Source organism: Paenarthrobacter sp. PH39-S1 (genome assembly GCF_030063245.1).
In the GTDB taxonomy this organism is placed as follows: domain Bacteria; phylum Actinomycetota; class Actinomycetes; order Actinomycetales; family Micrococcaceae; genus Arthrobacter_M.
This window is the reverse complement of sequence record NZ_JASISR010000006.1, coordinates 87,960-111,555: the sequence shown is the minus strand read 5'-3', so window position 1 is coordinate 111,555 and position 23,596 is coordinate 87,960. Positions and strand designations below refer to the sequence as shown.

The window sequence follows — 23,596 nt, the reverse complement described above, 5'->3', positions numbered from 1 at the left end:
AATTCCGTCCGGTGCCGGTGGAACCGGTGGTCCCGGCCGCTGCATGCTGCCGGGACCACCGGTTGGTCAATCAGCGATTCAGTACTGGTCGACCTTGGGCTGGTCCACCTGGGTCCCGGACTTGCCGAGCGTGCTGTCATAGATCTTCTTCCAGGTGTCCCCGCCGTCGGTGAACACCTTGTTGATGAACGTCCGCAGCGCGGTGTCACCCTTGGGCAGGCCGACGCCGTACTTTTCGGTGGTGAAGGGCTCACCGACAACCTTGAAGGCATCCGGCTCCTGGGCTGCGTAGCCGATCAGAATTGCCTGGTCCGTCGTGACAGCATCGACCTGGCCACCCCGGAGCGCCTCGATGCACTTGGAGTAGGTGTCAAACTCAGTGGTCTTGGTGTCAGGAAAGTTGGTCTTGATGTTCTGGATCGGCGTTGAACCCGTGGCCGAGCAGACGTTCTTGCCGGCCAGGTCCTTCTCGCTCTTGATGGTCGTGTTGTCCTTCTTCACCAGCAGGCCCTGGCCGGTGACGAAGTACGGGCCGGCGAAATCGATCAGCTGCTTGCGCTTGTCCGTGATGGAGTAGGTGCCGACGTAGTAGTCGATGTCGCCGTTCGTGATAGCGGATTCACGGCTGGCCGACGGGATCGGCTTGAACTCGATTTTGTCCTGGGCGACGCCCAGCGAGGCGGCGACCCACTTAGCGATTTCGATGTCGAAACCGGTGTATTCACCGGTCGCAGCATCCTTGAATCCGAGACCAGGCTGATCCTGTTTGACACCGACCCGGACCGTTCCGCTGGACTTGATCTTGTCAAACGTGGGGCTTCCCGTCAGGGCAACGTCCTTGGCGACGGTGTAAGAGGGCCCCGCGCTCGCGTCGGCTCCCGGGGCAGCGCCGCCGCCGCCGGATCCGCCGCAGGCCGTCAGCGCCAGTGCTGCCGCCGCAATGACGGCTGCGGCCCCCAGCCGCTTCTTGGCAATAAATGCCTTCATGGTGTTCCTTTCATAGGCGGGCCACTCCAGCGGCCCGATGCGAGTTCACTTGGACTGGATCGGTCCGGCGCCTGCGGCGGCCGGATCGGTCCAGTCGGTCAGTGCGTCAGGATTTTAGACAGGAAGTCCTTGGCGCGGGCGCTCTTGGGATGGGTGAAGAAGTCCTCAGGCTGGCTGTCTTCGACGATCTGACCGTCGGCCATAAAGACAACCCTGTCGGCGGCCTTCCGGGCAAAGCCCATCTCGTGCGTGACGACGATCATCGTCATGCCCTCCTTGGCCAGACCGATCATAACGTCGAGGACCTCATTGATCATTTCCGGATCCAGCGCCGAGGTCGGTTCGTCAAAGAGCATGACCTTGGGCTTCATGGCCAGGGCCCGCGCGATGGCAACGCGCTGCTGCTGGCCGCCGGAAAGCTGCGCCGGCAATTTCTGCGCCTGATGACCGACGCCGACCCGTTCGAGCAGGGCCATAGCCTGTGATTCAGCCTCGGCCTTGGATGTGCCCTTGACCTTGATCGGGCCAAGCGTCACATTTTCCAGAATGGTTTTGTGCGCGAAAAGGTTAAAGGACTGGAACACCATGCCGACGTCGGCGCGCAGGCGGGCAAGTTCCTTTCCTTCAGCGGGAAGTTTCTTGCCATCGATACGGATTTCGCCGTCGTCGATCGTCTCCAGACGATTAATGGCCCTGCAGAGGGTTGACTTCCCGGACCCCGAGGGCCCGATGACCACAACCACTTCTCCGCGTTTAACCTCCAGATTGATGTCCTGCAGGACATGCAACGCACCGTAGTGCTTGTTAACCGCGGTCAGTTCCACGAGCGCAGGCGCAAGAGCTTCATTGGTCATAAGGAGAATCTACCGAATGTTACGGGCTGAGCAACAACAAATGGGTGTCAGGGCGAAGATCGTGACGCTATAGAAACAATGAAAATCGCTGCACGGAACGGCGCAGATCGTGGCATAACCTTAGGGAATGAGTGCACCAACGGAATCGAACCGCCGCAGGTCCCCGCGCCGCAAGGGCCCTATTGAGCTCCGCCGGGACCAGGCGCAGGGCTCGACGTCGGATGCCCGACTGCTGGACTCGCGCAACGGGGGCGACTTTACGCACACCGATCCCTGGCGCGTCATGCGGATCCAGAGCGAATTCGTTGAAGGGTTCGGCGCGCTGGCGAATGTGGGGCCAGCCGTCAGCGTTTTCGGATCGGCACGCACAAAGCCCGGCACTGTCCATTATCAAATGGGCGTGGATGTGGGCCGGCGGCTGGCGGAAGCGAAGATTGGCGTCATCACTGGTGGCGGCCCGGGGTCCATGGAAGCCGCCAACAGGGGCGCTTGCGAGGCCGGTGGTCTCTCCGTGGGACTGGGGATCGAGCTTCCGTTTGAGCAGGGCATGAACGAGTGGGTGGATTTGGGCATCAACTTCCGGTACTTCTTTGCCCGCAAGACCATGTTCGTCAAATACGCCCAAGGGTTCATTGTGCTTCCCGGCGGCCTGGGGACGCTCGATGAACTCTTTGAGGCAATGGTGCTGGTACAGACGCAAAAGGTCACCTCTTTCCCGATTGTCCTGATCGGCAGGCAGTTCTGGGGACCGATGATGGAATGGATTGGCAGCACCCTGGTGGCGGACGGTCTGGTGTCGCCGAAGGACCTGAAGATCGTCCAGTTGGCGGATTCCGCGGACGAAGCAGTGGCGATGATTCTGGCCGGCGGGGTGACGGGCCGGCAGTAAGCGGCTTCGCTGGGAATTACCGGATTTGCGGGGAAGGGGCTGCTTCGCGGTGGCCTTCCTCAGCAAACTACCATCCGGATCTGGCACCATGGGTCAGTGACATATTTCCTGATCTTCCTGGCCATTGCCGTGGCCGGAGCCGTAGCGTCGTACGTCGTCGGGCTGAACAAGGCCTCCGCCGGCACTTCTGCCGCCGCCGACGATGGATTTACCGCGCCGGTGGCCAATCTGCCCCCGGTGCTGCTGCCGGAAATCCCGCAGCCCGAAGATGTGGACAGACTGCGGTTTTCCCTTGGATTGCGTGGCTACCGGATGGATCAGGTGGACGAGGTGCTGGACCGGCTGAGGGACCAGCTCGCGGCCAAAGACGCCCGCATAACCGAGCTGGAATCGCTGCCCCGCGGGGAATCAGCGCCGTGAGCGTCCTGACTGTCCGGGCGGATGGAAAGGCCTGTTGCGGCTGGGCCGGCATGAGCCCGAAGGCCGCATATGAGCGCAAGCACGATGTGCAGTGGGGGCGCCAGGTCAGCGGTGAGCGGGACCTGTTCCGGCGGCTCAGTCTGGAAGGATTTCTGCACGGTTGCCGGGTCCGCGGCAATGCCTAGCCCCGACGGTGCTCGGGGCCCGCAGCCCCGAGCCGTGACTGCGCAAGGTACCGCCGGGACACCTGTACCCGTGGCAGCACCCGCGGCGGCTCGACGGACGGTCACGGCACCCGGTACGGGGACGCCGCCCGTGGGCGACGGATTGCAGCCACCGGACGCAGCCTCCCGGGAAAGGTCCGCCGTGCCGACGATCAATGACACGCTCTGGCAGCAGGCCCAGCGACTCGGTGCGGCCGTACGGCGCAGGCCCTGGTGGCTGCAGATCACGTTGATCTATCTTGCTGCACGGTTCGTCTCCTATGGCATCTTCGAAGCGGTTTCACTGCATCAGGGAGCCAGCCCCTGGGGTCCGGCGCACCCGGATTACCTGCACTTCGTGGGTATTTGGGACAGCACCTGGTACAAGGGCATCTTTGACAACGGCTATCCGCAGACGATCCCGCGTGACGCTGCCGGGGTAGCACAGCAGAATCCGTGGGCGTTTTTCCCGCTGTACCCCCTTCTGGTCCGCGGTTTAAGTGCGGTGACAGGGCTCGGATGGCTGGTGCTGGCACCCACGGTTTCCTTGCTCGCCGGGCTCGGCGCGGCGCTGGTGATCTACCGGCTCTTCCGTCGGTTCGCTTCGGTGGCGACGGCGATGTGGGGCGTCGTTTTCTTCGTCACGTTCCCGATTTCCCCCGTCCTGCAGGTGCCCTATGCTGAAGCGCTCAGCACGCTCCTGCTGGCGTCCGCGCTGTATCTGCTGGTCCGGCAGCGTTACCTCTGGGCCGTCCCTGTGGTCCTGTTGATGTGTCTTTCGCGACCGGCTGGCGTGCCCTTCGCCGCCGTCGTCCTTGTTCACCTGCTCCTGCGCCTGTTCCGCCGGAAAACGGAGCCGGTCAGGCGTCCGGAGCTTCTCAGGGGCATGGTGCTGCTGCTGGTGAGCGGACTTTCCGCGGTGGCCTGGCCACTGATTGCCTGGGCTGCAACCGGAGAGATGAAGGCCTATACCGACACCGAAACGGCCTGGCGCGGGTCTTCTCTGGTGCTGGTTGCGCCGTGGTTCGACACCGGCCGTCAGCTGTTCGGCCCCGTGCTGGGCCTGGTCGCCCCCGTCATCTTGGTGCTGCTTTTTGCGCTGTCTATCAATTCCCGGGCGGTCCGGACCATCGGCACGGATCTGCAGCTGTGGTGCGTGGCGTATTTCGGCTACATTATCGCTGTCCTGCAGCCACAGACCAGCACCTTCCGTATGCTCCTCCCGCTCTTTCCGCTGGCCCTGGCCGCCGCCCTCGTGTCCCGCTCCCGCGCCTATCGGGTTACGGTGGTGGCGCTTTTTATCCTGCTGCAGATTGTCTGGGTGACCTGGCTATGGGCGTGGGCGCAGCTGCCCGGCGGGGGAGACTATCCGCCGTAGATCCGCGCCCCGGATGGTCCATCGCCGGGAGCTGCGATTAGCACCGCACCCTGTTCTACAGGATAATGGTGTGAGCGAACGAACAAGGGCAGACCGGATTGCCCCAACCGCACGGCCCGTCATACGGCGGCGCGGCTGACGTTACCTCGCGGTCGGGGGATCTGCAAAGAGACCAGCGCCCGCATAATGTGAAGGGAAGTCCTTATGGCGGCGATGAAACCCAGAACCGGCGATGGTCCGATGGAAGTTACAAAAGAGGGCCGCAGCCTCATTATGCGTGTCCCGCTTGAGGGCGGCGGCCGCTTGGTCGTTGAGCTGAAGGTTGCCGAGGCGGTCAACCTGAAAGAATGCCTGATCGGCGCCACGGAATAAAACGCTGGCATAACGGTGCCGGAAAACCGGTACCGAGCATGGCCGTAACGGATAGAACCTACCGGAATGGAACCCTGCCGGAATGAGACAGGACCTCAGCGGTCCGCCGACCCGCCATAACAAAGAGCGGGTCGGCGGGCTGCTGATCTCTTTCCGGGAGAGTGGCTGCGGGACCAGGGCAGGCGGGTCGGCGGGCTGCTGATCACTTTCCGGGAGTCCGTTTTCCGGGAATCAGCACAGCCAGAATCCCAGCACCGTCAGGTACGCCGAGACCGGTGCAGGCATCCCAGCCCGGCCCCGCCGCGAAGGCTCCGTTGTTGCCGCTGACGATGTCCCTGAAGCCGGCCGGAACGGCTCCATGCCCGGTCTTGCCGTAGAGCGCAGGCTGCACCAGGCCTAGTCCGTGCCCGGCAGCCTGTGCCAGCCTGGCAATAAGCGCCGCCCACAGGGGTGACACGGCGCTGGTCCCGCCGATCACCATATCCTTGCCGTCCACCCGGACGCGGTACCCGGTTTGCGGATCCGCTACGGCGGATACATCCGGAACTCCGCGTCCCGCTTTCCCGGCCGGAGCCGGGACCCCTACGCTGCCCTGCCAGTCGGGCAGACCAAAACTGCGGCTGACTCCGCCGCCGGTGGCTCCCCCAGTGGCTCCGTTGTTCCACACCGTTTCCGAGTTGACCTTACCAGTGCCCGGGGAGGCGTCCAGCCGGGTGCCGCCGCAGGCCAGCGCGTGCGGGCTGGAAGCGGGGAAGTCGACATGGGCGGCGCTGTCCGCTGCCCTGTCGGTGCTGCCGTCGTCGCCAGCCGCCGCCGTGACCGTCACGCCCAGCAGGGCCGCATCCTGCAGTGCCTGATCCAGAGCGTTTCTGGCCTGTCCGGTCCAGGCGTCTTCGCTTTGGCCCCAGCTGATGCTGATAGCTGCCGGGGCGGGCACGGCGTGCGCTGCCACGCTGACGGCATCCAGAAAACCGGCGTCCGTGTTCGGTGCGAAATACACGACAATCTGTGCTCCGGGCGCTAACGCTCCTGCCACTTCAATATCCAACAGGACCTCTCCATCCGCGCCCGACGGGTCCTGGCCGGGACGGTTGACGGCACCGTCCACGCCGACGGCGCGCACCGATGGACCGGGGATCCCCAAGGTCGCGAAGTAGGTGTCCAGGTCGGCCTGCTCATAGCCGCCGCCAAGCTCGATGATGGCAATGCTCTGCCCCGTGCCGTCGAAGTCCTTCGGAAAGTTGTAGACGCGGCCCAGATCCAGCGGTGTATAGGAGACGGCCTGCGCGGCGGCGGGAGCGACCCGGAAGAGCGTGCGCGACTGGGGCCTGTCGTCCAATCCGAGCACGGCGGTGACCACACCGTCCAGATTGACCGGAACACTTAACATGCCGGTGCGCTGGCGGTGGCTTTCGGTCTGGCCGGCCGGACCAGCGACGTCCACCTGGTTCAGTTCCGTGCCGAAGATGCGGGACATGACCTCTGCCGTGCCGGATACCCGGACCCGTCGGGACGGAGCGTCGCTTTCAAGCACTGTTGCGCCGAGCGAACTGAGGGTTGAGGTGACCAGATCAAGATCCTCCGGCGCGGCACCGTATGCGCTGGCCATGGCCTGCGCATCCTGCGGTGAGCTGAACGCTTCGCCGCCTGGCTCCGCACGTCGTCGCAGGACCACGGTGGCGTCCACTTGGGAAGCCGGATGCAGCGGGCGCGCAGCCGCGGGTGCTACGCCGGCCACTGCCTCCCGTTCGCTGCCGGGCAGTTGCCGCAGTTCCAAGGCCGCGGGGGCGACGGTGCGGGACGGCACGCCCGGCTGGCCTTCGCCCGGCTGCCCTCCGGGCCGCGCGGCACGTGGCTGTTCAGAGGGGTTTTCCTGAGGGTCTGACATTCTCGTATTCATGTACCCGGTCTACCACCGGATACAGACAAGGAGAAGAGCGCAGACGCTAACGCTTGACGGCGAGCAGCAGTCCGTCGCCGGTGGGCAGCATGGCTGTCATGAGCCGGTCATCCTCGCGCACGGCCTTGCCCAGTTGGCGCAGAATCACCGTACCGTGATCCCGAATCGCCGGATCGGAGACGCGGTCCTTGTCCAGTGCATCATTGACAATGAGGAGGCCGCCGGACTTAAGCAGTCTGATTGCCTGCTCCGCATACCCCGGGTAGGAGGGCTTGTCGGCATCGACGAAGACCAGATCGTAGGCGGAATCCGTCAAACGCGGGAGCACATCCGCCGCGCGTCCGGAGATGGTTCGGGTGCGGTTGGCCGGAGAGCCGGATTCGACGAACGCCTCCCGTGCGGCCTTTAGATGGTCGACGTCGATGTCGATGGTGGTCAGCACGGACTGCCGGCTGAGCCCGCGCAGCAGGCAGACGCCCGAAACTCCCGCTCCGGTGCCGATCTCCACCGCGGTCTGCGCCTTCGACACGGCAGCCAGCACCGTCAGTGCGGCGCCGACGCCTGGGCTGACGGGAATAATCCCCAGCTCATGGGAGCGTTCACGGGCGCGCAGCAACACATCGTCCTCGGAAGGCAGGCCCTCCGTGTAGGACCAGCTGGTGGACTTGTCGGCACTCATGAATTCAATTTTCCTCATCTGTTGCACGGTTTGATTCCAAGCCTACTGCCTGCCGGGTATAGGCCGCGCCCGCGTAACGCAAGGCGCTGTCAGTCTATTTCCAGATTAATTTGACATAATGAAAGTTCCTGAATATCAGCAACGGACGCTGACGTACTCGTCTGCGGAACGGCTGGTCGACGGCGGCAATGACGACGGCGGCGTGAAACCATCCGGTCCTCCCGTGGCAACGAACCCTTAGTGTCAGAGACGTTTTACCGGCGGACCATCTGCCCGGCTGGACCGATCTGACGGCACGAGCAGCGCACGACGCCAAACCGGGTTTCCGGGAAGGCCAGGACAGAAAGGAGCGGCCATGAGTGCATCAGCGGCGGCTGCTAAGCATGGGCCGGTTCTTCCGGTGCCTCCGTCCGGATCATCTGCCGGCTCCGGTTCAGCGGAACAGCCTACGGATACCGAGTGGGAGGTGCCGTCTTGGGAGGACGTCGTCACCAACCATTCCGCAAAAGTCTTCCGCCTCGCCTATCGCCTGACCGGCAACAGATATGACGCCGAGGACCTCACCCAAGAGGTATTTGTGCGGGTGTTCCGGTCGCTGGCAAACTTCAAGCCCGGTACCATGGACGGGTGGCTGCACCGGATCACCACTAACCTGTTCCTGGATCAGGCGCGCCGCAAGAGCCGCATTCGTTTTGACGCACTGGCCGACGACGCCGATGCCCGGCTGCCGGGCAAAGACCCGGGGCCGGAGCGGATCTTCGAGTACAACAACCTTGATATCGATGTGCAGGCAGCACTGGAGGCCCTCCCGCCGGACTTCCGCGCCGCCGTCGTCCTGTGTGATCTCGAAGGCCTCTCCTATGACGAGGTCGCCGAAGCACTCGGGATCAAGCTCGGAACGGTGCGGTCGCGGATCCACCGCGGCCGCACGATGCTCCGCGAGTCCTTGGCCCACCGAGCGCCCGGCCGTGCCGGTGACGCGCCGGCGACGGCCGGCCGGAAGGCAGCGAAGCCGCGGCTGAAGCTTCCGCGGATCGCCGGCATTCACTAGCCGAGGCATCCGGCTGCGGTCCGACGGCGTCGGGAGGCCGATGTCGTGGTAGGAGGGACCGGTGCCGGCGGGCTCCCCATATGGTCGCAAGAATCCGTACATAATGGGCGGCAGCGCTAAATCGTTGCTTTTCAGCTGGAGAGGGTAATCTTCCTAAGGTGTTTGGAATCAATACTCCGGAGCTGATCATCATTGCCATCGTGGCAGTGTTGGTGATCGGCCCTCAGCGGCTGCCCGAATACGTTGAGAAGCTCAAAAACCTGATTCGTGAGGTCCGTCGGATGGCGGCCGGGGCGCGGGAGACCATCAAGGACGAAGCCGGCGTAGATCTGGACGAGATCGACTGGAAGAAGCTTGACCCGCGTCAGTACGATCCGCGCCGGATCATTCGTGACGCTCTGATGGACGACGAAGAAGCTCCGGTCAAGCCAGTCAGCCCCTCCGCGCCGGTCGCGGCCGGGGCAGCATCTGGCACGATCACCGATGGCGTATCGCATAACGGCGCGTCACCGAACGGCGCGTCACCAAACGGCACGGGACCGCAGGACACCGCAATGTGGGGTGGCCCGGCTGGCGGCCCGGAGCCGGCGAAAATGTTCGAACGGCTGACCGCCGGAGAGCGGGCACCCTTCGACCTCGAAGCGACGTAGTTTCGCCGGACCCGGCGCACGACGCCGCCTGGCCCGGGGGAGCCTGAATCCTGCTAGCTCGGCGTGATACCGAGTTTGAGTCCGGACAGGCCGCGAGGCCGCGACGCCAGCTGATCGGCGATCTCCTGCAGCGCGTAGGCGGCGGCCGATGCCGGCGCGCACTGCACTACCGGGGCCCCGTTGTCCCCGCCTTCGCGCAGGGCAATGTCCAGCGGGATCTGGCCCAGCAGCGGCACCGGGGCATTCACCGTCCGGGTGAGCCGCTCCGCCAGCAGCCTGCCGCCGCCGGAACCGAAGAGGTCCATGATACTGCCGTCCGGCAGGGTCAAAAAAGACATGTTTTCGATCACGCCCGCCACCTTCTGCCCGGTTTGCAGCGCGATGGCCCCCGCACGTTCGGCCACGTCAGCGGCGGCGGCCTGCGGCGTGGTGACCACCAGGATCTCCGCTTTGGGCAGCAACTGCGCCACCGAAATAGCCACATCCCCGGTTCCGGGCGGCAGATCCAGGAACAGCACGTCCAAATCCCCGAAGTAGACATCGGTGAGGAACTGCTCCAGCGCCCGGTGCAGCATTGGCCCGCGCCAGGCCACCGGTTGGTTGCCGGTGACGAACATGCCGATCGAGATGACCTTCACGCCGTAGGCCACCGGCGGCAGGATCATTTCATCCACCCGGGTGGGGCTCTGGGTAATCCCTTGCTGCGTCAATCCCATCAGGCCCGGGACGGAAAAGCCGTAAACATCCGCGTCCACGATGCCCACGCGCAGGCCTTTGGCAGCCATCGCGCAGGCCAGATTTACGGTGACGCTGGATTTGCCGACACCGCCCTTACCGCTGGCCACTGCGTAGATGCGCGTCAGGGAGTCGGGGGCGTTGAACGGGATGCCGCGGCTGCCGCCGGAGCCCTTGAGCCGTTCCTTCAGGGCCTGCCGCTCCTCGGTGCTCATCACGATCAGCTCCACGTCAACACCGGTGACGCCGGCCACCTCGCCAAGCGCCCGTGCCGTGTCGGAGCTGAGCGTATCCCGCATTGGGCAGCCGGCAATGGTGAGCCGGACGACGGCGCGTACCCGGCCGCCGTCGTCGACCGTTAAATCCCCGACCATGCCCAGCTCGGTGATCGGCCGGCGCAGCTCCGGGTCGATGACGCCGGCCAGCGCGGCCCGCAGGTCTGCCTCGCGCGGCCCCGTGGTGGTGGCCCGCGCCGGCATCCGGTCTGCTGCGTTCATGTCATCGGGCATCGCTCAGATAACCGGACCCGCCGCGGGAGCGACGCTCTTGGGCTGACGGGTTTTGCCGGAATTCAGCGGTCTCCCCGGCCCCCGGCTGTCCCGGGATTTTTCGCGCATCTCCTGCGCCGGCGTTTCGCTATCCGTCTCCTGGTCCTGAGCCGCCAACAGCTCCTCCAACAGCGACCGCAGCTCGGACCTGACAAAGTCACGGGTAGAGACTTCCCGCAGGGAGATCCGCAGGGCGGCCACCTCGCGGGTCAGGTACTCGGTGTCCGCCAGGTTGCGCTCATCCCGGGCACGGTCCTGTTCGATCGTGACGCGGTCCCGGTCATCCTGCCGGTTCTGCGCCAGCAGGATCAGGGGCGCGGCGTAGGAAGCCTGGGTGGAGAAAAACAGGTTCAGCAGGATGAATGGGTATGGATCCCACTGGAACCCGAACAGTCCGATTACATTGAAGGCAATCCAGAGGATCACAAAAATCGTCATGTAAAGCAGGAAGTTCGCCGTGCCCATGTACCGCGCGAAGCGCTCGGCGAAGCGGCCGAAGGTGTCAGGATCGCTGGCGAAGTTCGGCAGCATGCGTGATCTTAGCTCGCGGGGGGTGTCCAGGTCGCCGGCCTTGGACGGGCGCTTCTCAGCCAATTCGGCCTCCCAGTCTTCTTATCGGGGCTCCGTCATCATGGGTTCGCCAATCGTCCGGGAGCAGGTGGTCCAGGAGGTCGTCAACAGTCACCGCCCCGACTAAGCGGCCGGCCTTATTAACCACCGGCAGGGAATTGAGATTGTAGGAGGCCATGATGTGGCTGACCTCGCTGACAGTGGCATGATCGGAGACGGGTTCCAGCATGGTGTCCACGATGGTTCCGAGCTGTTCCGGCGGGGCGCTGCGTAAAAGCTGCTGGATATGCACCACACCGAGGAACCGGCCCGTCGGTGTTTCCAGCGGCGGCCGGCAGATGAAGATGGCGGAGGCCAGTGCGGGGGAAAGTTCCTCGCTGCGCACGTGCGCGAGCGCCTCGGCCACGGTCGCCTCCGGAGGGAGGATCACCGGAACCGGCGTCATCAGACCGCCGGCCGTGTCGTCGTCGTACTGCAATAGACGGCGGACGTCGTCGGCGTCGTCCGGGTTCATCAGCGCAAGCAGTTCCTCGGCCTTGGCCGGGGAGAGATCCGCCAGCAGATCCGCGGCGTCATCGGGATCCATCTCCTCGAGCACATCCGCTGCACGCTCCTTGTCCAGCGCGGAAAGCAGCTGGACCTGGTCCTCTTCCGGCAGCTCCTGCAGCACGTCCGCCAGCCGCTCATCCTGGAGCTCGCTGGCCACCTCCATGCGCCGCTTATCGCTCATTTCCTGCAGCGCATCGGCAAAGTCCGCGGGTTTGAGATCTTCATGCGTGGCGACAAACTGGCTGGCGCCCTGCGGTTCGGTATTTTCGCCCTGATTGGCGTCAGACCAGTCGATCAGCATGGTGTGACCGCGTCGCAGCCCGCGCAGCCGCGAGGTGGACGATCCACGGCGGACGAACAGCTTCGAGATCAGCCAGTCACCGTTGCGCATCTCATCCATGGCGATGTCTTCCACCACGGCTTCGCCGCTGCCGTCGGTCAACGTGACCTTGCGGTCAAAGAGCTCCCCAACCACCAGCATTTCCGCGCCGCGCTGTTCAAAACGGCGCAGATTGACCAGACCGGTGCAGATGATCTGCGTTTGTTCCATCGAGGTCACGCGGGTCATCGGCACGAAGACGCGTTTTTTACCCGGGACTTCGACGACGATGCCCACCGCGTGCGGGGCTCCGCTGACTCCGCGGGCGAGCACGACGACGTCACGCAGTCGTCCCAGCCGGTCACCCAGCGGGTCAAAAACGTCGAGTCCGAGGAGACGCGCAACGAAGACGCGTGAGGGATTGGTGCTCACTACTACAGGCTACGTTGCAAGCCGCCGAATGGGGGAATTCCGGTCCCAATATGGCGTTCGATTCCGGTCCCTTAGGCTCCCTGACAGCCGGCGGCGGGGCGCGCGCGGTTCACTGCCAGCGATATCCCTGCGCGCAGTAAGAATCATGGGAGACAATGAAGTATGGCAAATCTTTTTGGACGTACCCGCGGCGTGGACTCAGCTCGTGCTGTTCCGGTCGGAGATACCGTAGGCTCCTACACCTCCTACCTCGACGCCCAGAAGGCAGTGGACTATCTTGCGGACCAGAAATTCCCCGTCCAGCAGGTGTCCATCGTGGGCAACGATCTGAAAATGGTGGAGCGCGTCACCGGTAAGCTCAGCTACCCGCGTGTCGCCCTGTCGGGCGCCTTGACCGGTGCCTGGTTCGGATTGTTCGTCGGTGTGCTGCTGTCCTTCTTTGCCTCCAGTTCGGCCACCGGCGGCGGCTACTTCTCCATGATGACCTCCATTCTGATGGGTGCCGCCTTCTGGATGCTCTTCGGGATCGCCAGCTACGCCATGCAGCGCGGGAAACGGGACTTCACCTCCACCAGCCAGGTTCTTGCCTCCAGCTATGACGTTATTGTCGGCGTCGAGGTCTCGTCCGAGGCGCGTCGGCTGCTGTCCCAGCTGCCGATGAGCAAGGGCGCGGCCCATCCGGCCCAGGCGGGGCAGCTCTACCAGCCGCCGGCCCAGCGCAGCCAGCCCATCCAGCCGCCGCCGGCCCGGCCGAACGGCTGGACCGATCCGTATGGCTCGGCACCGGAAGAGGACAGGAGCGCGGGCAGCGCGACGGGCCAAGAGACACCCGTCGAAGGCGCCGTGGTCCCCGCCACCGGAAAAACTCCGGGGACATACTCCGACCTGCCCGATGGCCGCCCGCAGTACGGCATCCGTTTGCCGCAGAGCCCGGAGAACCCACCCGCCGCGGAGGTTCCGCCGACTCCTGAGCAGGATCGTGCACCAGTTGACACTGACGATGCCCGGCAACCCGCGCCCCCTGCCGACCGGTAATAACGGGATGCAGCCGTTGGCGACCGCGGAGCATTGAGGGCCATATGCAGACGAGGTAAGTGCCCTGAGATTTGACGACGCGGGGGTTGGCGCGTGGTCTTCGTTGGGGTAGGAGCCGGCTGATGATTTCACCGATGGCGTGAGCCCAGAGCCGGCCGATGGTGTCAGGCGCCTGAGGGGGGAAAGCGCCCTGTTGGGCGATGGATCTGCCGGAGATGCGGAGCGCGGCGACGAAAGAGACCCGGTCGGGGTCGTGTCCGGTGTATTCGGCGGCGTCGAACATCAGCGTCCGGATCGCGTAGTGGCAGCACAGGTGCCCCCAGATCTCCTGGCTGACCAGCTTCGCGGACTTGCTGCGCAGGACCGCCCGTGGTCCGCGCTGGTGGGTTTTTGGCTCGTCGAAGGCGGTCTCAATCTCCCAACGCTGGGCGTAGGCGGTGGCCAGCTCGGCTGCGGGAGCCTTGCGGTGGTCCGGCAGGGGCGTGATCAGCCGGTACGGGCCGGCCGGCTCGCGACCGTCCCCGATCGTGTAGCTGACCACCGGACCCGGGCCCGGTGACGACGTCAGTTGCCGGCTGCTGCTTCGGCGCCGTAGATGCCGGCCATCCAGGATTCGACCTCGTCCGGCGTGCGCGGCAGTGCCTCGCTCAGGTTGACCGGCCCGTCGGCGGTGATCAGGATGTCGTCTTCGATCCGGACGCCGATGCCGCGGTATTCGGCGCCGATCCCGAGATCCTCATCCTTGAAGTACAGGCCGGGTTCAATGGTGAAGATCATCCCCTCGGTGATGATGCCGTCCAGGTAGAGTTCGCGCTTGGCCTGCGCGCAGTCGTGCACATCAAGGCCCAGGTGGTGGCTCGTGCCGTGCGGCATCCAGCGACGGTGGTGCTGACCCTCGGCGGAGAGCGCGATTTCGGCGGAAACCGGCAACAGCCCCCACTCTTCCAGCCGCGCCGCGAGGACCTCCATGGCCGCCGTATGCACGTCGCGGAACTTCCGGCCCGGGACCGCGACGGCGAAGGCCGCATCCGCGGCGTCCAGCACGGCCTGGTAGACCTTGCGCTGTACTGCGGAGTAGGTGCCGTTGACGGGGACTGTGCGGGTGACATCCGCCGTGTAAAGCGAGTCTGCCTCCACGCCAGCGTCGACCAGGATCAGTTCGCCTGCCTTCACCGTTCCGTTGTTGCGGGTCCAGTGCAGGATCGTGGCGTTGTTTCCGGCCGCCGCGATGGTGTCATAGCCGAGCTCGTTGCCCTCCTCGCGGGCGCGGGCAAAGAACGCGCCCTCCACCACGCGTTCGCCGCGCGGATGCGTGATGGCGCGGGGCAGGGCCTTGATGATTTCCTCAAAACCGGCCACCGTCGCCGCGACGGCGATCCGCATCTGCTCGACTTCCCACTCGTCCTTGATCAGACGCAGTTCGGAGAGCGCCTCGGTGAGCTTGTCATCGAGGGCATCCAGTGCGCTGAGATCCAGCTGATCCGGGTCTTTGGCCGTGTTGTACCGGGCGGTATCGACCAGAGCGTCGAGGTTTTCGTCGACCTTGCGGACCAGACGGACCGAAACACCGCCGACCGAGGTTTCACCCACGTTCTTCGTGACCGCCATTTCCAGCTCGTCAATATGGGCGGTGCCCAGCCCCAGCCGCGCGGTGAATTCCTCCAGCGTGGGCCGCGGACCGATCCAGAATTCGCCCGATCGCGCATCAGCGTAGAACTGTGCCGTGTCCCGGCCGGCCAGCGGACGGAAGTAGAGCGTGGCGCGGTGGTTGCCGCCGTCGTCGCCCTCTCCTTCGTCCGTCGGCTCCAAAATGAGGACGGCGTCCGGCTCGTGATCCACTCCCAGGCCAGTCAAGTGGGCAAAGCCTGAATGCGGACGGAATCGGTAATCCGTGTCATTGGACCGGACCTTCAGCGCACCCGCCGGGATGACAAGGCGCTCGCCCTTGAACTGCACCGACACGGCACGACGACGGCGCGCCGCATGGTCCGCAACGTCCGCACGCTCGGGCAGGGTGGTGGACCCTGGGGCCCAGTTGCTGGCCATGAAGGCGCGGAAGGCCTCCGACTGGGGCTTCTGCGACCGGTTGTTCACGCGGTCCTCAAGGGGCTGTTGTGCGGATGCGGACTCTGGGGTGCGCTGCTGGGACTCATTCACCCCTTTAGTCTCTCACCGCGCCCCGACATCGGGCCACCGGCGGCCCCGGGGCGGAGTCCGGCGCGGGCGCCCGCAGCGGGAGCGGCCGGACGTAGGCTGTAAGGGTGAGGATCGATCTGCATACCCATTCAAATGTTTCGGACGGAACCCAGCCGCCGGCCGTTTTGCTGGCCGCCGCCCGGGACGCCGGCCTCGACGCGCTGGCACTGACCGATCACGACACCACGGACGGCTGGGCGGAGGCGTCGACGGCCGCGCGGGAAGTCGGTGTGGCGCTGGTGCCTGGCATGGAGGTTTCCTGCCGCACCGCCGAGGGAATCAGCGTCCATTTGCTGTCATACCTGCATGACCCGGCCCATCCCGGGCTGCTGGAGGAAATCACCAAGGCCAAGGACGCCAGGCTGAGCCGGGCGGAGCGCATGGTGGAGCGGTTGGCGGAAGATTATCCGCTGAACTGGGACGATGTCACCCAGCATATGGCGCCGGGGGCAACGGTCGGCCGGCCGCATATTGCCGATGCGCTCGTCGCGGTGGGGGTCGTGGCGGACCGGAGCGAGGCGTTCGCCAGCATTCTGACTTCGCATTCGCACTATTACGTCTCGCATTACGCGCCGGATCCGATGCGCGCCATTGAACTGGTCAGGGCGGCAGGAGGCGTCCCCGTGTTTGCTCACCCGGTGGCCTCGGCCCGCGGCCGGGTGGTCGGGGAGCAGACTTTCCGGGACATGATCGACGCCGGCCTGCTGGGCGTAGAGGTGGACCACCGGGACAATCCGGAGCAGGGAAAGGCATGGCTGCGCGCGTTGGCGGCCCGGCATGCGCTGCTGGTGACAGGTTCGTCGGATTACCACGGCTTGGGGAAGCCGAATCGGCTGGGGGAAAACCTCACGGCACCGGAGGTGTTGGCGCGGATTGAGGATCTCTCCAGCGGCACCGTAGTCGTTCGGCCGTAGGAGGCCGGTATCGGTTGCCGACGCCGCGGCTGACTAGGGCAGCCTCCGGCCCAGCCTCCGGGCGCCATGACGTCGGCATCGAAGCCGAGACCGGCCATGACCAGGAACGCCTGCTCGTCCTGGGCCTGGTCCACCACGGCTTTGACGACATCGATGCGCCCGTCGTGACCGTGCGTAAGGGCCACTCGGGCGGAAGCGAAAGGGTCGGCGACGTCCAGACCCAGATTCCGGGCCAGGAGATTGCCGGTACCTAAGGGAATAAGCCCCAAGGGTGTGTCCGTGCCGGCGAGGACCTCAGTGACACACCGCACGGTCCGATCACCAGCGGCCGCGATGACCAGGTCCACGTCTCCCTCTAATGCGTGGCGTGCTTGTCCGGCGCCGGGGTCGTCCTGGGTTGTCTCCAGCCACAGTGGCTCGGCCCAGCCTTCTTCACGGCAGATGTCCAGCAGGGTCGTCTTAAAGTCCACGGCCACATTTTTTGACGGGGTGATGATGATGGCCGCGCAACGGGATGCGGGACCAACGGGATATGGCATGGCGTTCTCCGTCGTTGCGTCCTCCGAGGAAAGGTATGTTGTCCGCGACAGCACGGAAGTATCGGCGGTGTACCGTGGCGCCACCTGTACCGAGGGATCAGTCCGTCAACCCGGCGGGCGGTTCGGCGTGGTGTTGTGCGGGTGGGTTACCTGCGGAGTCGCCTGGTGATCAGGCCCCAGAACAGCAGGAAGACCAGGGAGCCGCCGACGGCGGGCAGCCACCTTTGAAGTGAGAAGAGGCTCTGCAGGTGTGTTCCGAAGGCCAGGCCACCTGGCCAGCCGCCGAGGCCCGGTTACTTGGTGGTCGTCGATAGTCCGTCAGAACTGGTTCCCATGAATAGTGCCCATACTTAGCCTGGATCCACATCCGCCGCACGACGCACATGGATCCACGCCAGCTGGACCGATTGGGTACCGGAGATTCACAAGGCCCATGAGGCGAACCCTTATTCTGCGGTCCTGTCGGCGAGGGTTGACCGTGTAACAGTAACCATGCTTACGATAGGCTGGTAAGCATGGTTACTATCGAAAAACCAGAAATTTCAGTTCCGGATCAGCAGCATACCTTTGAAAGCGAGCGACGATGACAGAGAACCCACGGATGCAGGACGCACAGACCTCGTCGTACGGTGCTACCCCGGAAGCGACGGTCAGCGACTCCACAACAGACGCAGTCAAGGGCGAAGCCGCCGACATGACCCATGTGGCAGCACACGCGGCAGGCCACGTTGCCGAGACAGCGAAAGATGAGACGACTCAGGTCGTGTCAGAAGTAGCGTTCCAGGCCAAGGACCTGTTGGCCCAGGTGCGCACTGACTTGGTGGATCAGGCGGACGCTCAACAGCAGCGACTCGCTGGGGGTCTGCGTTCTGTCGCTGATGAACTGCATTCCATGGCCAACTCTTCCGATCAGAGCGGAACGGCCAGTGATCTGGTCCGTCAGACTGCGGACAGGTCTGCCTCGTTGGCGTCCTGGCTCGAAGGACGGAATCCGGGGTCCCTGCTTGAGGAAGTGCGAGGCTTCGCCCGGCAGCGTCCGGTTGCGTTTCTGGCTCTCGCGTGCGGTGTCGGCATCCTAGCTGGCCGGCTGACGAGGGGCCTAAGCGCTGGGGCTTCCAGCGGCGGGACAGCAAACGGCACGTTAACGACTCCGGTTAGGGCTGTTTCGCCGGTCGTTGCCCCTGCCCCTGTTCAGCCCTACGGCGCCGGTGACGTGTATGTGGAGCCAACTCTTGCAGCAGGGGAGGCCCCGGTTTCCACAGCAGCCTTGCCAGGAACACCGGATTACCTGGCTCCCGAGACGGAGTCCTTCCCGGACGACGGAAGGTACCGATGAGCAGCGGAATCCCCCAAACCGCCGCTGAACAGAAAGCCGCCACCACGTCTCTGGGTGATTTATTCGGTCAAGTATCCGGCGACATCTCGACTTTGATGCGCCAGGAAGTGGAGCTGGCCAAAGTCGAGGCTAAACAGTCAGCCATCCGCGCGGGAAGGGGTGCCGGCCTGTTCGCCGGGGCCTCGGAAGCGGCACGCTTCACCTTGCTGTTCCTCTCCATCGCTTTGTGGTGGGCGCTGGGCGCCTACATCACAGGACTGGGCTGGTCCGCTGTGATCGTCGCTGTCATTTGGGGCATCATCGCTGCCGTGCTGGCCGTGAAGGGCCGCAAGGAGATGCAAGCTATCAAGGGTCTGCCCGAAACGACGCAAACCCTGCAGGAAATTCCCGGAACTCTGAAACCAAGTGAGGAACCACGATGAGCGACAACCCAGAAGTCTTGCGTGCCAACATTGAACAGACCCGCGCCGCCTTGAGCGCCAACGTCGATGCACTGGCCGATAAGGTCAGCCCGTCGCACATTGTGGACCGGCAGACCGAAAAGGTCAAGGAAAGCGTCCGTGGTGCCGTCAGCGGGCTCAAAGACCGCGTTATGGGTGCTGCTGACCAGGTCGCTGATACCGCGCACGAGGCTGTTTCCGGAGTAGGTGATAGCATCTCCGGCACCGGAGGGGCTATCGGAGACGCCCCGCACCGCGTCGCGGCGAAAGCCCAGGGCAATCCCATCGCAGCAGGTCTGATCGCTTTCGGTGCCGGGATGCTCATTGCCTCGCTGATGCCTGCATCGCAGAAAGAGCGTGAAGCCGCCCAGGCCATCAAGGACGCCGCCGCCCCGTTGACGTCGCACTTGAGCGAGGCTGCGAAAGACATCGCGCAGGGACTGCAGGAACCAGCTCAGGAAGCGGTGGCAAGTGTGAAGTCCACGGTGTCCGATGCTGTCGAGCACATCAAGGATGAAAGCCAGTCCGCTGTTGGCGATGTCACTGACCGAGCGGCAGAAGCCAAAGACAATGTGCAAAACGCCTAGGAACTGAACGGATGGCGGCTGTGCGACTGTTGATTCAGGCGCGCAGCCGCGGCTGGCCCCGGAAAGCGGGGTCTGCGGGGGACGCGGGCACCTTCCGAGGCCGGGGCCAGCTGCACGCCACCGGCACCGGAGGGACGATGCGCAGAACACGAACCGACGAAATTCGCACAGCCTGTAGCGCAGGTTCCTTCGTCGTGGGACAACAATTTGTGGGTTGGCGCCCGGGAGCTACTGCGGCGGGACGGGCCGGGGCGTGAGCCATTGAGATCCGGACCAGATCGGACCCCTGCCCAGGAGCCGTCAGCACCGACATCGGAACGCGCACTGGATCTTGATTCCTGGCCCACCGCACGGTTATTGATCACGGCAGGCCGGCTCGTGGAGTACCTCGGTAACCAGGCCCTGGCGCCCCTGAAACTGACCATGTCCTCGTTCACAGCCCTGATGTCCCTGGCCGCGGCCGGTCCCATATCTCAAGCAGCCCTGGCTGGCAGTCTCAGGATCCGGGCCCAAACCGTTGGAAAAATTCTTCGAGGGCTGGAAAGCGATGGCCTCATTACTAGGAACAGGGGAATCTCCGATCAGCGCAGCACCACAGTTGCACTAACTGATGCCGGCAGAGAATTGCTGCAGTCCGCTCAGGATGCCGTGAAAGGCCTGTCTCTTGAGAATTACGACAGATCAGCGGATCTGCGTCTACGCCTCACAACATTGATCGAGGCAATCCCCACCATGGCCACGACTCCGCTGCCCCACCTGGGCCTCTGATTTCCACCGTATGCTAACGCAGATGGGCTGAGGCAAGCGGCTGCCAGGGTGTCGATGACGTAGCAGGTCCGGCCCCACCAGACGCCGCCTACCACCGGCCCTGAAACGAAAGAGACCATGTTCCTGCTCTTTGGATTCAAAACCGTGTTCCATACCTTGTTCTCCCGCCCCGGGACATGCCAATACTGCGGTCAGACTCAGGCCATGGGTATTGAGCACTGGTGACAGCGGCGGCGGTGCTGTTCCGTCAGGGGATGCTATCTACCAGCTTCGACAGCCCGGATGCCTTTTTGCAGCTTAGACCTTTGGGGCCTTTAGTCGCGCGCGTTGAGCATGGCAGCAAACCAGGCGTGAGGGCCGCCCGCTCATCTAACGGCACCAGGACCGCCGTCGTCCGTCCTGACCGAACTGAGTCGCACTTATGGCACCCATTCGCGCGAATGGGTGCCATAAGTGCGACTCAGTTGGGTCAGGGCAGGGTCTGTCAGTCGGCCGGGGGATGGGCGACGACGGTCGCGGCAAGTCCCAGCCGCCGGGTCATGACCTCGATGGCCTGCGGGTTCTGGTCCACGCAGATGAACTTCCGGCCCAGCCCGAACGCAACGGCCCCCAGTGTCCCGGATCCGGCAAAGAAGTCCAGCACCCAGTCACCCGGGCGCGAGGACGCGGCCACCACCCGGCGCAGCAGCCCCTCGGGTTTCTGCGTGGGGTAGCCGGTCTTCTCCTTGCCAGTCGGGGAGACGATGGTGTGCCACCAGACATCGGTGGGCAGCTTCCCGAGCTCGCGCTTTTCCGGCGTTACCAGCCCGGGCGCCATGTACGGCTCCCTGTCCACTTCGGCGCTGTTGAAGTGATATTTCGCCGGGTTTTTCACGTACACCAAGATATTGTCGTGCTTGGCCGGCCACCGGTTCTTGGCGCGGGCACCGTAATCGTAAGCCCAGATGAGTTCGTTGAGAAAGCAGTCCCGCCCGAAAATGGCGTCCAGCATGACCTTGGCGTAGTGCACCTCGCGGTAATCCAGATGTACGTACAAGGTGCCGTCCTCGGCCAGCAGCCGCCAGGCCTGCAGCAGCCGCGGCTCCAGAAACGACCAATAATCCGTGAACGCGTCGTCGTAGCTGTGCAGGGCGCCCTTGGTGGTGGCATAACTCTGCCCGCCAAAGCCGATCCGGTCGCCGTTGGCGCTGCGGGTCATGGTGGTCTGCCGGCGGCTCTGCGTACGCCCGGTGTTGAACGGCGGGTCGACGTAGATCAGCGTAAAGGCGCCGTCCGGCAGGGTGGGAAGGTACTCGGCGTTGTCTGCCTGCACCACCAAATTCGCGCCGTCGCCGTCGGGCTGCCATCGCGTACTCGTCATCGGCTGCGAAGTTCCCGGCGCTACTCGCCTGCCGGCGACTCGGCGCCGGCGACAACCTCGCCGTTGCGGCGGCGGGTCCGGCTGCGGTTGCGGCGCGGGCGGCCCGCCTGGGTCGTGCCTTCGCCGTCGTTCCCGGTGGGCGCAGTGACGGGACCGGTGGTTCCGGCGGCGGCCGGGTCGGAGGAAGGACGACGGCGGCTGCGCTCAGCGCCGCCGTCGCCGGCGGATTCCGTGCGGCCGCCGGAGCGGGCGCTGTCAGGTGCTGAGCGTGCGCCCTCACGTCCGCCGGAGCTGCGACCGCCTGAACGGTTGTTATCGCCTGAACGGTTGTTATCCGATGAGCGGCCGCCGGAACGGACGCTGTCCGAGGCAGAGCGTGCGCCGTCGCGTCCGCCGGAGCTCCGTGCGCCGGAACGGCCATTGTCCGATGAGCGGCCGCCGTCATGTCCGCCGGAGCGAGGTGCTGCGTTTCGCTTGCCCGTCTCGCCCAGATCCTCCAGGACCTCGGCGTCGATCCCGGCGTGTGTGCGCTTGTTTCGGGGCAACCGGCCCTTGGTGCCCTCGGGGATGTCCAGGTCCTCGTACAGGTGCAGCGAGGAGGAATACGTCTCCACCGGCTCCGGACTATTCAGCCCCAGGGCCTTGTTGATCAGGGCCCAGCGGGGCATGTCATCCCAGTCCACGAAAGTCACCGCGGTGCCCTTGTTGCCGGCACGGCCGGTGCGTCCGACGCGGTGCAGGTAGATCTTTTCGTCCTCGACGCACTGATAATTGATTACGTGCGTGACGTCGTCGACGTCGATGCCGCGGGCGGCAACATCGGTAGCCACGAGCACGTCGACCTTGTTGTTGCGGAAGGCGCGAAGCGCCTGCTCGCGCGCGCCCTGGCCCAGGTCGCCGTGGATGGCGGCGGCGGCGAAACCGCGGTCCACCAGCTCGTCGGCCACCTTGGCGGCGGTACGCTTGGTTTTCGTGAAGATGATGGTCCGGCCGCGGCCGCGGGACTGCAGGATCCGTGCCACCACCTCGGCCTTGTCCATGCTGTGGGCTCGGTAGATGAGCTGGCGGATGTCGCGCTTGGTCAGGCCCTCATCGTCCGGGTCCGCGGCGCGGATGTGCGTCGGCTGCGTCATGTACCGCCGGGCCATGGCGACGACGGCGCCGGGCATGGTCGCGGAGAACAGCAGCGTCTGGCGGACGGCCGGGGTGCCGGCAATCAGCGTTTCGACGTCGGGCAAGAAGCCCAGGTCCAGCATTTCGTCGGCCTCGTCCAGCACCACGATCTTGACGCTCTTGAGATTGAGGTGTTTCTGCTTGTACAGATCGATCAGGCGGCCGGGGGTGCCGACCACCACCTCGACGCCCTTCTGCAGGGATTCGATCTGCGGCTCATAGGCCCGTCCGCCGTAGATGGTGACGATCCGGGCGCCGCGCTGGCGCGATGCCGTGGCCAGGTCGTTGGCAACCTGGACCGCGAGTTCACGGGTCGGCACAATCACCATGGCCTGCGGTGCCCCCGGGATGGGGAGCTTGTCATAGCCCGGATCCTTGGGTGCCACGACGCGCTGCAGGGCCGGAATGCCGAAGCCCAGCGTCTTGCCGGTACCGGTTTTCGCCTGCCCGATGATGTCGTGGCCTGCCAGCGCGATCGGCAGCGTCATGGATTGGATCGGGAAGGGATGGGTGATGCCGGCCTCGGTCAGCGAGGCCACAATGTCCTCGCGGACATTGAAGTCCGCGAAGGTCTGGGCCACCTCCTGGTGCGGCGCCGCGGTGGTTGTCAGCGTTGCCTCAACGGTGAGTTCGTCGTCGGTATTGTCCGCATGCAGCTGTGTTTCAGTCTCAGTATTCAAATGCTTACCGTTCAATTCGTCTATTCAGGTGC

General features: G+C 64.7%; 25 protein-coding genes. 14 read left to right on the top strand and 11 right to left on the bottom strand.

The window, feature by feature from the left end; all coding sequences use genetic code 11:
- Nucleotides 1–78: 78 nt before the first annotated feature.
- Together QMG52_RS05840 and QMG52_RS05835 are read right to left on the bottom strand one after the other, a co-directional pair.
- A complete protein-coding gene (locus QMG52_RS05840; protein ID WP_283559487.1) occupies nucleotides 79–987 on the bottom strand; it encodes a glutamate ABC transporter substrate-binding protein in 909 nt (302 codons plus the stop codon).
- Between the two features lie 98 nt (nucleotides 988–1,085).
- Nucleotides 1,086–1,841, bottom strand: a complete 756-nt coding sequence (locus tag QMG52_RS05835; RefSeq protein WP_283559486.1) for an amino acid ABC transporter ATP-binding protein — start codon at nucleotides 1,839–1,841, stop codon at nucleotides 1,086–1,088.
- Nucleotides 1,842–1,968: 127 nt separating this feature from the next.
- On the opposite strand from QMG52_RS05835, the gene QMG52_RS05830 reads away from it, so the two are divergent.
- From QMG52_RS05830 to QMG52_RS05810, 5 genes are all read left to right on the top strand, one after another.
- Nucleotides 1,969–2,730: an LOG family protein gene (locus tag QMG52_RS05830; protein ID WP_283559485.1), complete on the top strand. Its 762-nt coding sequence runs from the start codon at nucleotides 1,969–1,971 to the stop codon at nucleotides 2,728–2,730.
- A 96-nt stretch (nucleotides 2,731–2,826) separates the two neighbouring features.
- Nucleotides 2,827–3,150: a DivIVA domain-containing protein gene (locus tag QMG52_RS05825; protein ID WP_283559484.1), complete on the top strand. Its 324-nt coding sequence runs from the start codon at nucleotides 2,827–2,829 to the stop codon at nucleotides 3,148–3,150.
- The gene (locus QMG52_RS05820) at nucleotides 3,147–3,335 is read left to right on the top strand and encodes a DNA-3-methyladenine glycosylase I (RefSeq protein WP_283559483.1); all 189 of its coding nucleotides are present in this window, start codon (nucleotides 3,147–3,149) and stop codon (nucleotides 3,333–3,335) included. Before QMG52_RS05825 ends, QMG52_RS05820 begins: the two co-directional genes overlap by 4 nt.
- Before the next feature lie 181 nt (nucleotides 3,336–3,516).
- Nucleotides 3,517–4,731, top strand: coding sequence for a putative hexosyltransferase (locus tag QMG52_RS05815; protein WP_283559482.1), 1,215 nt, complete (start codon nucleotides 3,517–3,519; stop codon nucleotides 4,729–4,731).
- Between the two features lie 204 nt (nucleotides 4,732–4,935).
- Nucleotides 4,936–5,103, top strand: coding sequence for a DUF3117 domain-containing protein (locus tag QMG52_RS05810; protein ID WP_267544157.1), 168 nt, complete (start codon nucleotides 4,936–4,938; stop codon nucleotides 5,101–5,103).
- A gap of 202 nt (nucleotides 5,104–5,305) precedes the next feature.
- Here QMG52_RS05810 and QMG52_RS05805 read toward each other — a convergent pair whose 3' ends face one another.
- Nucleotides 5,306–6,991: a S53 family peptidase gene (locus QMG52_RS05805; RefSeq protein ID WP_283559481.1), complete on the bottom strand. Its 1,686-nt coding sequence runs from the start codon at nucleotides 6,989–6,991 to the stop codon at nucleotides 5,306–5,308.
- Nucleotides 6,992–7,049: 58 nt separating this feature from the next.
- Entirely contained in the window at nucleotides 7,050–7,682 is a 633-nt protein-coding gene (locus QMG52_RS05800; RefSeq protein ID WP_283559480.1) for an O-methyltransferase, read from the bottom strand.
- A gap of 355 nt (nucleotides 7,683–8,037) precedes the next feature.
- Between QMG52_RS05800 and sigE the strand changes: the two genes are divergently transcribed.
- Both sigE and QMG52_RS05790 read left to right on the top strand, forming a co-directional pair.
- Entirely contained in the window at nucleotides 8,038–8,733 is a 696-nt protein-coding gene (gene sigE, locus QMG52_RS05795; RefSeq protein ID WP_283559479.1) for an RNA polymerase sigma factor SigE, read from the top strand.
- 158 nt (nucleotides 8,734–8,891) lie between these two features.
- A complete protein-coding gene (locus tag QMG52_RS05790) occupies nucleotides 8,892–9,383 on the top strand; it encodes a twin-arginine translocase TatA/TatE family subunit (protein WP_283559478.1) in 492 nt (163 codons plus the stop codon).
- Nucleotides 9,384–9,436: 53 nt separating this feature from the next.
- Here QMG52_RS05790 and QMG52_RS05785 read toward each other — a convergent pair whose 3' ends face one another.
- From QMG52_RS05785 to QMG52_RS05775, 3 genes are read right to left on the bottom strand one after another with little or no spacing between them, the layout of a single operon-like run.
- A complete protein-coding gene (locus QMG52_RS05785; RefSeq protein ID WP_502920457.1) occupies nucleotides 9,437–10,597 on the bottom strand; it encodes an Mrp/NBP35 family ATP-binding protein in 1,161 nt (386 codons plus the stop codon).
- Between the two features lie 33 nt (nucleotides 10,598–10,630).
- Nucleotides 10,631–11,260: a DUF1003 domain-containing protein gene (locus QMG52_RS05780; protein WP_502920456.1), complete on the bottom strand. Its 630-nt coding sequence runs from the start codon at nucleotides 11,258–11,260 to the stop codon at nucleotides 10,631–10,633.
- Nucleotides 11,253–12,536: a magnesium transporter MgtE N-terminal domain-containing protein gene (locus tag QMG52_RS05775; RefSeq protein ID WP_283559476.1), complete on the bottom strand. Its 1,284-nt coding sequence runs from the start codon at nucleotides 12,534–12,536 to the stop codon at nucleotides 11,253–11,255. The genes QMG52_RS05780 and QMG52_RS05775 overlap by 8 nt, the downstream gene beginning before the upstream one ends.
- 162 nt (nucleotides 12,537–12,698) lie before the next feature.
- Between QMG52_RS05775 and QMG52_RS05770 the strand changes: the two genes are divergently transcribed.
- Together QMG52_RS05770 and QMG52_RS22160 are read left to right on the top strand one after the other, a co-directional pair.
- The gene (locus tag QMG52_RS05770; RefSeq protein WP_283559475.1) at nucleotides 12,699–13,571 is read left to right on the top strand and encodes a YflT domain-containing protein; all 873 of its coding nucleotides are present in this window, start codon (nucleotides 12,699–12,701) and stop codon (nucleotides 13,569–13,571) included.
- Nucleotides 13,572–13,764: 193 nt separating this feature from the next.
- Nucleotides 13,765–14,130, top strand: coding sequence for a hypothetical protein (locus QMG52_RS22160; protein ID WP_502920455.1), 366 nt, complete (start codon nucleotides 13,765–13,767; stop codon nucleotides 14,128–14,130).
- 5 nt (nucleotides 14,131–14,135) lie between these two features.
- On the opposite strand, the gene QMG52_RS05760 is transcribed toward QMG52_RS22160, so the two are convergent.
- Nucleotides 14,136–15,728 carry an aminopeptidase P family protein gene (locus tag QMG52_RS05760; protein WP_283559474.1) on the bottom strand — a complete coding sequence of 531 codons (1,593 nt, stop codon included), beginning with the start codon at nucleotides 15,726–15,728 and terminating at the stop codon, nucleotides 14,136–14,138.
- A gap of 104 nt (nucleotides 15,729–15,832) precedes the next feature.
- Here QMG52_RS05760 and QMG52_RS05755 point away from each other — a divergent pair, with 104 nt between their 5' ends.
- A complete protein-coding gene (locus QMG52_RS05755; RefSeq protein ID WP_283559473.1) occupies nucleotides 15,833–16,681 on the top strand; it encodes a PHP domain-containing protein in 849 nt (282 codons plus the stop codon).
- Here the strand turns inward: QMG52_RS05755 and QMG52_RS05750 are convergent.
- Nucleotides 16,573–17,220 (bottom strand): diacylglycerol/lipid kinase family protein, encoded by a 648-nt coding sequence (locus tag QMG52_RS05750; RefSeq protein ID WP_283559472.1) that lies wholly within the window; start codon nucleotides 17,218–17,220, stop codon nucleotides 16,573–16,575. The two genes, QMG52_RS05755 and QMG52_RS05750, sit on opposite strands and share 109 nt — an antisense overlap.
- Nucleotides 17,221–17,803: 583 nt before the next feature.
- On the opposite strand from QMG52_RS05750, the gene QMG52_RS05745 reads away from it, so the two are divergent.
- From QMG52_RS05745 to QMG52_RS05730, 4 genes are all read left to right on the top strand, one after another.
- Nucleotides 17,804–18,556, top strand: coding sequence for a hypothetical protein (locus tag QMG52_RS05745; protein ID WP_283559471.1), 753 nt, complete (start codon nucleotides 17,804–17,806; stop codon nucleotides 18,554–18,556).
- Nucleotides 18,553–18,978, top strand: a complete 426-nt coding sequence (locus tag QMG52_RS05740; protein ID WP_283559470.1) for a phage holin family protein — start codon at nucleotides 18,553–18,555, stop codon at nucleotides 18,976–18,978. Before QMG52_RS05745 ends, QMG52_RS05740 begins: the two co-directional genes overlap by 4 nt.
- The gene (locus tag QMG52_RS05735; protein WP_283559469.1) at nucleotides 18,975–19,583 is read left to right on the top strand and encodes a DUF3618 domain-containing protein; all 609 of its coding nucleotides are present in this window, start codon (nucleotides 18,975–18,977) and stop codon (nucleotides 19,581–19,583) included. Before QMG52_RS05740 ends, QMG52_RS05735 begins: the two co-directional genes overlap by 4 nt.
- A 378-nt stretch (nucleotides 19,584–19,961) precedes the next feature.
- On the top strand, nucleotides 19,962–20,351 hold the full coding sequence (locus tag QMG52_RS05730; RefSeq protein WP_283559468.1) for a MarR family transcriptional regulator: 390 nt from the start codon (nucleotides 19,962–19,964) through the stop codon (nucleotides 20,349–20,351).
- A gap of 484 nt (nucleotides 20,352–20,835) precedes the next feature.
- On the opposite strand, the gene QMG52_RS05725 is transcribed toward QMG52_RS05730, so the two are convergent.
- Nucleotides 20,836–21,711, bottom strand: a complete 876-nt coding sequence (locus QMG52_RS05725; RefSeq protein WP_283559467.1) for a DNA-methyltransferase — start codon at nucleotides 21,709–21,711, stop codon at nucleotides 20,836–20,838.
- 20 nt (nucleotides 21,712–21,731) lie between these two features.
- Nucleotides 21,732–23,564, bottom strand: coding sequence for a DEAD/DEAH box helicase (locus tag QMG52_RS05720; protein WP_502920454.1), 1,833 nt, complete (start codon nucleotides 23,562–23,564; stop codon nucleotides 21,732–21,734).
- Nucleotides 23,565–23,596: the final 32 nt, after the last annotated feature.